This window comes from Planktothrix sp. FACHB-1355, from assembly GCF_014748295.1.
GTDB classification, from domain to species: domain Bacteria; phylum Cyanobacteriota; class Cyanobacteriia; order Cyanobacteriales; family Aerosakkonemataceae; genus Aerosakkonema; species Aerosakkonema funiforme_A.
In genome coordinates, this window is record NZ_JACJUP010000140.1 from 1 (window position 1) to 9285 (window position 9285).

Annotated in this window: 5 protein-coding genes; 2 read left to right on the top strand and 3 right to left on the bottom strand. The window is 45.2% G+C overall.

All coding sequences use genetic code 11. The features are described 5' to 3' along the window. The coding region (locus H6S82_RS09010) for a GAF domain-containing protein (protein ID WP_206756856.1) at positions 1-2046 on the top strand (2046 nt) is incomplete at its 5' end. Positions 2047-2341: 295 nt separating this feature from the next. On the opposite strand, the gene mfd is transcribed toward H6S82_RS09010, so the two are convergent. Then, the gene (mfd, locus tag H6S82_RS09015) at positions 2342-5953 is read right to left on the bottom strand and encodes a transcription-repair coupling factor (protein ID WP_190472583.1); all 3612 of its coding nucleotides are present in this window, start codon (positions 5951-5953) and stop codon (positions 2342-2344) included. 450 nt (positions 5954-6403) lie between these two features. On the opposite strand from mfd, the gene H6S82_RS09020 reads away from it, so the two are divergent. Continuing rightward, positions 6404-7726: a hemolysin family protein gene (locus H6S82_RS09020; protein ID WP_190472580.1), complete on the top strand. Its 1323-nt coding sequence runs from the start codon at positions 6404-6406 to the stop codon at positions 7724-7726. Positions 7727-7914: 188 nt separating this feature from the next. Here the strand turns inward: H6S82_RS09020 and H6S82_RS09025 are convergent, their stop codons facing one another. Beyond that, positions 7915-8121 carry a hypothetical protein gene (locus H6S82_RS09025; RefSeq protein ID WP_190472577.1) on the bottom strand — a complete coding sequence of 69 codons (207 nt, stop codon included), beginning with the start codon at positions 8119-8121 and terminating at the stop codon, positions 7915-7917. Between the two features lie 68 nt (positions 8122-8189). After that, the gene (locus H6S82_RS09030; protein WP_190472575.1) at positions 8190-8882 is read right to left on the bottom strand and encodes a hypothetical protein; all 693 of its coding nucleotides are present in this window, start codon (positions 8880-8882) and stop codon (positions 8190-8192) included. Between the last annotated feature and the right edge of the window lie 403 nt (positions 8883-9285).

Consider the following 9285-nt stretch of genomic DNA (forward strand, 5'->3'; position numbering starts at 1 on the left):
GAAGTTTTAAAAAAATATCACGAAATGGAACTTTTCCGCGATATTTTTACCAGAATTACTGCCAGCCTCGACTTGAAAGAAGTAGCTCAGTCGATCGTTGAAGAAGCGGGAAATTTGATTGAAGCTACAAGTGGCTTAATTATGCTACTCGATCGCGACACTTGCCAGTTGGAAATTCTGTCTGAGTTCGGTCAAAATTGTTATAGTAAAGAGCATTTGATGCTAGGCGAAGGTGCGATTGGGAGAATTGTTCAGAAAGGCAGAGGAGAAATAGTAAACAATGTTTTATGCGACCCCAGATGTGTCAGCAGTCAGTCACAAATAGGCTCTCTAATTTGCGTACCTTTAAAGACAAAAGACCAGATAATAGGTGCGATCGCTCTTTTCGGCGACACAGATATTACCTATTCTACGGAAGACCTACAACTGCTGACCGTGTTATCTTTGCAGGCAGCAGTAGCGATCGAAAATGCTTTGCTTCATCAAAAGCAATTGCACGAAAGTCGTCGAGAAGCGTTAATTTTTAAGTTAACCAACCAAATCCATAATTCCCTCGACCTCGACACGATTTTGTCCACAACGGTGAGAGAACTGCGTAACTTCTTAGAAGTCGAACGCTGTCTGTTTGTCTGGCAACGCCCTGCTTTACTGTGCATTGAAACAAATTGCCCGATCGACCTCAATGTTTGGCCGGAAAATCAACAGAATTGGGAAGTAGTTCACGAAGCTAAAATCCCGGAATTAACCAGTTCGATCGGTTATTACTCAAGCGCAGAAATTGGTGCCTTTACCAAGAAACTCCTCAATAAGGGAATCATTTGGATGGATGAAGTCAAAATGTCTCCCGATGCGGCAATTCAACAATCATTAGAAAAGCTTGATTTTTCTGCCGTGATGGCATTTCCGATCCAAACTCATTTTGAAACAATTGGCATATTGATCTGCGGTAACAGTCGAGAAGCGAAAACCTGGAGTGCCCAAGAAGTGTTACTGTTGCAACAAGTTGCCAATCAACTGGCGATCGCTCTCCATCAAGCAGCGCTATATAATGAAGCTGCGATCGCTGCTTTTGTCGCCCAAGCTAAAGCAGAGGAACTGCAACTCACCCTACAGGAATTGCAGCAAACCCAAACTCAACTAATTCAAAGCGAAAAAATGTCTAGTTTGGGGCAATTAGTGGCAGGAGTTGCCCACGAAATTAACAACCCCATTAACTTCATCAACGGCAATCTCTGCCATGCCAAGGAATACGTTAACGACTTATTTAATCTGCTGCAACTATATCAGCAGCATTACCACGATCCAGTTGCAGAAATTCAAACTTTTATGGAACAAATCGAACTGGATTTCATGGCAGAAGACTTACCGAAACTATTATCATCCATGCACTTGGGTGTAGACCGCATCCGTCAGCTTGTCCTGTCCCTACGCAACTTTTCCCGCCTGGATGAAGCGCAAATGAAACCCGTAGACATTCATGAAGGTATCGATAGCACTTTACTAATCCTGCAAAACCGCATGAAAGCGAAAGGGGAAAGCCCAACTATTCAAGTTATTAAAGAGTATGGCAAGTTACCTTTAGTGGAATGTTATGCGAGTCAGATAAATCAAGTATTTATGAATATTATTGCCAATGCGATCGACGCCCTGGAAGGGTTCAGCAGACAAGAACTTAACTCACTACATACAATTCGTATTCACACCCAAGTTATCGATACCAAACCCAGAATTTTGGAAACACAGCAGCAAGCAGCAGCTTACTTAGCAGAAGCTACCACAGGTAATAATTCTAATTCTGACCACATAGTTATTTTAATTAGCGACAACGGCCCAGGTATGAACGAAGAAGTTCGTTCTCGTTTGTTCGACCCCTTTTTCACCACAAAACCTGTCGGTAAAGGTACTGGTTTAGGACTTTCCATCAGTTACCAAATTGTCGAGAAACATGGCGGAATACTCAAGTGTTTATCTCAACCCGGACAGGGCGCAGCTTTCTGGATTGAAATCCCGATTCGCAATCAATTGAAAATTGTAGCTAAGGGCTAGAGCGCCAGTCCACTAGAATAAATTGACAAAAAGAACGAAATATGTATTATGTAGGGGCTTTCGCATTTGGGCGACAATTTACCGCACAAAACCCAAGATTTTCTGTCCAAATGCTTCGCCCTGCCCTCGGTCTAAAGCTTATAACACATTATGTTGTTTTTGTCAACCTCTTTTACTGGACTGGCGCTCTAGGGAGGGGCGAAGCATTTGGTGACAAATATTTTGGTGAGAACGAAAAATTATCGCCCAAATGCTTCGCCCCTACAAAGGATTTCGTAAACTTACTTTCAGATTTTCACAGCAAAGCAGGTTCTGGCAGTACTACTTGCATTTTACCCAGGTAATTAATTAAATTATCCAACTGCTGATCGGCACTTTGAACTCCCATACCGCGAATAGTTATTTTGCCGCGAGAATAAACAAAACGCGATTGCAGATGTTCTGGCAAATTAGCGGCGAGTAAGTTCCAGGCGGGTTCTTCCATCGGTGTTTCCAGGATAACGTGTTGTTTGCCTTCCGGCTTGATGCGCGAAAAACCTAATTTCTTGGCGATTTGCTTGAGTTGCATAACTTTGAGCATTTGTTGGGCGGGTTTGGGGATGGGCCCATAGCGATCGCTCCAATCTGCCGCAATTTGATTTAACTCTTCCTGAGAAGTAGACGCCGCCACAGCGCGATAAGCGCTCATCTTCTGATCCAAATCGGTAATATAATCGGCTGGGATAAAAGCGGTAAGACTGAGATCGATTTGGGTATCGTCAACCTTGGGAATTTCTTGACCGCGAATTTCCCGAATTGCTTCTTGCAACATTTCAGTATACAGGTCAAAACCGATCGCATCCATTTGACCCGACTGTTCCACACCCAACAAATTACCCACACCGCGAATTTCCATATCTCGCGTCGCGAGTTGATACCCAGACCCCAACTGGGTAAACTCCTGAATTGCACGCAAACGCTGTCTCGCCGTATCGGTTAGCTGACTTTGTTTCGGATAAAATAACCATGCGTGGGCTTGAATTCCCGCCCGACCGACGCGACCGCGCAGCTGGTACAATTGGGCGAGGCCAAATTTCTGGGCATCTTCGATCAAAATCGTATTGACTCGCGGAATATCCAAACCGGATTCAATGATGGTAGTGCAAAGGAGGATATCTGCTTCCCCATTGCTGAAAGACAGCATTGTTGTTTCCAAATCGGATTCGTCTAGCTGACCGTGCGCGATCGCCAATCTTGCCCCCGGCACCATCTCCCTTAGTTTAGCAGCCGTTTCCTCAATCCCCTCAATTCTCGGCACCACATAAAACACCTGTCCGCCGCGATCGAGTTCTTGACGAATCGCAGTGCGTATCGCCTCCAAATCGTAGGGTGAGAGATGAGTTTTTATCGGACGTCGGGAAGGTGGCGGTGTCGTAATCAAACTCATTTCCCTAATTCCCGACAGCGACATATAAAGAGTGCGCGGAATCGGAGTCGCTGTCAGCGTCAGCACATCGACTTGCGTTTTTAGGGTTTTAATTTTCTCTTTTTGATTGACACCAAATCGCTGTTCTTCATCGATCGCCAGCAAACCTAAATCTCGGAAAGCTACCCCTTTTCCTAACAATTGCTGCGTTCCCACAACTACATCCAATTCACCAGTTGTCAGTCGCCGTAAAATATCTCGCTTTTCTTCTTCGGTGCGGAATCTGTTCAGCAATCCCACATTAATCGGATAAGGAGCAAAACGTTCTTTCAATGTATGATAGTGCTGCTGGGTCAACACCGTTGTCGGCGCAAGAAAAGCTACCTGTTTTCCTGCGGTTACCGCTTTAAATATGGCTCGAATTGCTACTTCGGTTTTGCCAAAACCCACATCCCCACACACCAATCGATCCATCGGTCGGGGCGATTCCATATCCCGCTTCACATCTTGCGTTGCTTTCAACTGATCTGGAGTAGGTTGGTATGGGAAAGAATCTTCTAATTCTTGTTGCCAGGGACTATCTGGTGGATAGGCGAAACCTTCCTGTTGAGCGCGTTGGGCATACAATTTCAGCAAATCAACTGCTAACTTTTTAATAGATTTGCGAACTTTACTTTTGGTATTTTCCCAGGCTTTGCCAGACATTTTGTTAAGTTCTGGAGGCTTATCCCCGGAAGTGCGAAATCGGGATAATGCGTTTAACTGATCTGCTGCTATTCGCAGCAAACCATCCGCATATTGCACTACCAAATATTCGCGAGTTTCGTAATTTATTGTCAGCTTTTCTAACTTGATAAACTTGCCGATGCCGTGGTTTCGGTGAACTACATAATCCCCCGGTTGCAGTTTGTTGGGATCGACCTGTTTGGATGCGGCGCGGCGTCGCTTGCGTACATAACTGGGTGTGGCGAGGGTATGCTGTCCGTAAAATTCGCGATCGGTTACGACAACTAACCGGAAGGTGGGTAAAATAAAGCCTTCCAGTTCTGCCAATCCCGAATATTTCACTGCTACAGAAGTGTGTTGCACGAGTAGCTTGTCGATCGCTAAATAGTCGCGGGGATTGGGAATAAATTGGCCAGGACAGTCGTGTTCTTGCAGTAGGGAAACAGAACGAGAAGGTTGCGCGGAAACAATCCAAACAGAGAAGTTTCTAGCGAGTTCGCCGCGCAGAATTTCTGCTATTTTGGCAAACTGATGCGGCGTTGTGGGAACTGGACGACTGGAAAGATTGAGGCTGCTGTTATTTTCTTCTGCGAGTTCGGATAAATGAGTGCAGTGAAAGCTTTCTGTTGCGGTCAAGGAATCATCAAAAGAACGATGAATGCGGGGGAGGGTTATTTCAGATTGCAGATTTGAGATTTCAGATTTAACTTTTTTTCCAATTTGCAATTGATTCCATTGTTCTTCTGCGTGTTCGATCCAGACATTGCCGTGTGCGCGACATTGATCTGGTTCATCAATTGCCACTAAGGTATTTGGCGGTAAGTAGTCGAGTAGGGAGGCGGGTTTGTCAAAAGCTATACCGAGAAATCGACGCACGCCTTCTGGTGGATTACCAGCGTCGAATTTTTCTTGTTCTTCTGGAGATAGAAAATTTTTAATGCGATCGCCTTTTTCTTTTGTCAGCGATGCCATGACGATCGGGCCGAAATCGGTAGGCGTGAGGATCAGCTGCTTGATGCTATCCATCGATCGCTGCGAGTCGGGTGCAAACTCCCGCATCTTTTCCAACTCGTCGCCAAACCATTCCAACCGTACCGGCAGCTCAGCCGAAACCGGGAATACATCAATAATATCGCCGCGCCGACTCCACTGCCCTTCTGTTTCTACCAGGGGAACTCGTTCGTATCCCAACTGGGCTAGTTTATCGCTGAATGCGTTTAAATCCCAATTTTGTCCTATTTGAAGGGTGAGGCAGTAGGGTTGAAAAGCTTCCCTCGGCGGCAGGTGGGGTTGCAGGGCCCTTTCTGTCGCGACGATCGCCCAATTCGATTTTGGATTTTGGATTTTGGATTTTAGATTGTTGGATTCTTCTTGAAAAGAAGGAGTCTCTGTATTCTCATCAGCAGACCCCAATCCAAAATCTAAAATCGAAGATCTAAAATTGACCAAATCGGCCAGCACCTGCATCTGTCCCCAAATCATTTCCGATTCCGGGTCAAACGGTTCGTAGGGCGTTGCTTCCGAGGTGGGATAAAAATTTACGGTCTGCCAACCCATCGCCTCTAGCTGGGCTGTCCAGCGTCCGGCTTCTTCCAGAGTTGCAGTTACTACGAACAAATTCCGCCCCTCTGTTTGCGCTAGGGCGGAGGCGACCAATCCCTTCGGGAGACGGGGGATGCCGGAAAGCCGCACGCATTGTGTGCGATTTAGCTTGGTGAGGATTTCTGCTGTGAGGGGCGATCGCCCTAATGCCCTAATGATGGAGGAAAAGGCCATGTGTTCTAGAACTGCTCAACTCGCTCTTAAAGTTACTATGGTTGGGTACCTCCACCATTTTAGAAGGCAGGTTCGATGAGTTACCGATCGCTTTGGGTGAAAAGTCAAAAGTCACTCAGTCAAAAGTCAAAAAAAGGGACTGGGGTTTATGGCGTTGGAAAAAAGCAGTAAAAGCGAGTAGGGGCGAGTTTATGGTCTATCTCTGTGGCCATTGAAACAGATCGGCCAAACCAGCCTCTAAAAACTCAAAATTTTCCCAGTCCCGCCGATACTTGGCAGTCCTGAGCAACTAATATGTTGTATATCCACCTTGAGAGCCTTTCCATAAAACACAAAGCAAGGATAATAAGGATGAAGGATATCAAGCGCAAAAAGAAGTAAAACGAATTTTTTCTTTTGACTTTTGACTGAGTGACTTTTGACTGAGTGACTTTCTAACCCCTTTTCGGAATGTCCCCAACTATCGAAATCGCGATCGTTTTCTTACTGATTATCGCCAACGGCCTTTTTGTGATGTCGGAACTGGCCATTATTTCGGCCAGGAAGGTGCGGTTGCAGCAGATGGCCGATCGCGATGCTAAGGCCCGCGTTGCTTTGCAACTGGCTAATTCCCCGAATCAGTTTTTGTCTGCGGTTCAGATTGGTATCACACTCCTAGCTATCTTGTCGGGTGCGTTCGGCGAATCGGTAATCGCTAAGAGAGTAGCGCCTATTTTCGGTGCGATCCCGCAGACAGCAGAATATAAGGAAGCGATCGCATCGATACTAGCGATTTTAATTATCACCTATCTGACGTTGGTGATTGGCGAACTGCTGCCCAAACGGTTAGCGTTAAACAATCCGGAACCGATCGCCGCTGCGGTTGCTATTCCTATGCGGATGTTGGCTAAAATTACATCCCCGATCGTTCATGTGTTAAGTTCCTCGACCGATATGGCGGTGCGACTGTTGGGCGTCAAACCTTCCACAGAACCGGAAGTTACGGAAGAAGAGATCAGGGTTTTGATCGAACAGGGTACGGAGGCGGGAACGTTTGAAGAAGCCGAACAAGATATGGTGGAAAGGGTGTTTCGTTTGGGCGATCGACCTGTCAGCGCCTTTATGACCCCGCGACCGGATATTGTTTGGCTTGATATGGACGACTCTGCCCAAACGAACAGACAAAAGATGATCGATAGCAGACATTCGCGTCTTCTAGTTTGCCAACGCGAGCTGGATAATGTTTTGGGCGTGGTACAAGTTACCGATTTGCTATCCCGTTCTCTGACAGGTCAGCCGCTCGACTTAACTGCCTTGTTGCGACGGCCTTTATTTGTGCCAGAAAGCACGCGGGGATTAAAAGTCCTGGAAATGTTCAAGCAATCCGGCACCCACATCGTCCTAGTAGTAGACGAATACGGTGTCATCCAGGGATTAGTTACCGTCAACGACATTTTAGTCGCTATTGTGGGCGATATCCCCTCTATTTATCAGCAGGACGAACCGCAAGCTGTACAACGCGCAGATGGTTCCTGGTTGTTGGATGGAATGTTGCCGGTGGAAGATTTCTTGGAACTTTTCGATATCGAGGAATTGCCAGAAGATCGTCGCGGTAACTATCACACAATGGGCGGTTTTGTGATTACCAATTTAGGTCGTATTCCCACTGCTGCCGATCATTTTGAATGGCGCAATTTCCGTTTTGAAGTGATGGATATGGATGGCAATCGCGTCGATAAAATTTTGGTGATGCCGTTATCTAAAGATTCAGATACTTCTACTAATTCTGCTTAAAATAGAAAACTTTGAGCGGGCAAATTCAGCGCTGCAAGGAACCACGATCGCAACCTGACTTGTGGCATTAATCGCATCGTTACTCACAATATAGCAACCGCCAGGGAGGTTAGGGCATCCTAAAACGCCAGAACCAATTCACAGCAAGCATTTGACTTTTGACTTTTGACTTTTGACTTTTGACTTTTTCACTCATCTTTCCCAGTCCCAGCCACTTCAGAGCGTTCCGCTTCCCCCCAGTTTGTCAACCAATCTCCGTCCGCATCCCGCACGTAAAGGTCAACAAAGTCAAGCCCGTAAGTTATCCATTCCTGCTGCATCTTCCGGGCTTTGTCTAAAGCTTCTGCGAATTTTTCTAATTTATTTTGACTATCAGTTATTCTTCCTGTAGGCATAAATAGTAGATTTTTCTATCCTCTCTTAATTATAGCTTTACTCGATCGCTCCAGTCTTATTACCCTTTTTAAGGGAATTTTATATAGCTTCCTGCTTTGAGATTATCGCTATTATATAGTGCCAAATTTACTAGCTGAGTAACAAAATACTGTAAACCGGGATTATAACTCAGGAATAGCCCTCTGTCTATTTCCCACATCTCAAGAGTATTTTTCCAACTGTCATATTTTTCTTGAGAGAATTCCTCCCCAAGGCTAGTCACTTGCAGACACAGAGGCACTTTTTGCCGATAACTGACAATTAAATCCGTTGCCATAGAAAGATCGGCAATATAGCAGTGCCAAACCGTACCGCCTCGCTGTATAATATGCTCTGCCAGAGATTGAATTATCTTAGCATCAGGTTGATTGAACTCTTCCGCCATCAGTTTTTGCCTCCAAATATAAAACTTTGGGTCGTTTTCGTTTAGCCATTTGGCGAAGAGATCGGTGTACCAATACTTTTCTGTTGGGGTCATCTGCTCAAATGCCAATTCTCGATCGGCTGTTTCTGCCAATGCTTTGATGCTCAACCAAACTCTCGCATCTGCGATTAGCTGTAGCAGAAATGCTGTTAAAAACTTTTTGGCAGTTACGGAACCTGGTTTGACATCCTTTATCCAGCGGTTTATTTCATCTAATTTTTTCGCTAAACAGGGATCTACTGAAGATGCTGCTCTGATTAGAGAGTCTAGTTCGTGCTTAATTTGTTTTCCTTGCAAAGGCTGCCCTCTTCAGAAAAATTAACGCTTTGTTGGTAACTTTTAAAAGCATTGATAATTCTGTGTTATTGTACAGTATTTTGTGCATTCGCGTCAATTATGTCATCTTTTATCGACATTGAAAAGCAAATCAACCCGGTTTCTCATCCGCGATCGCAATCATCCCAGCAATCGGGTTTCTGCAAGCGATCGTCACAAAATATCGACATTGAGAAGCAAAGAAACCCGGTTTCGCATCCGTTCAAGCTGGCGATCGCGCTTTCCGTTTCTTCATCGGTTTAACAGAATTTTGTAAATTATTATCTTCGATGTGAAACTGATAGTTATTTCGTCCATTCTCTTTGGCTTTATATAAAGCCATATCTGCATTTTTTAAGAGGGTTTGCAAATCTTGACCGTCATG

Coding starts and splice junctions, on each gene's coding strand:
- mfd (WP_190472583.1), bottom strand. CDS start 5,953: ATGGCCTTTTCCTCCATCATTAGGGCATTAGGGCGATCGCCCCTCACA.
- H6S82_RS09025 (WP_190472577.1), bottom strand. CDS start 8,121: ATGCCTACAGGAAGAATAACTGATAGTCAAAATAAATTAGAAAAATTC.
- H6S82_RS09020 (WP_190472580.1), top strand. CDS start 6,404: ATGTCCCCAACTATCGAAATCGCGATCGTTTTCTTACTGATTATCGCC.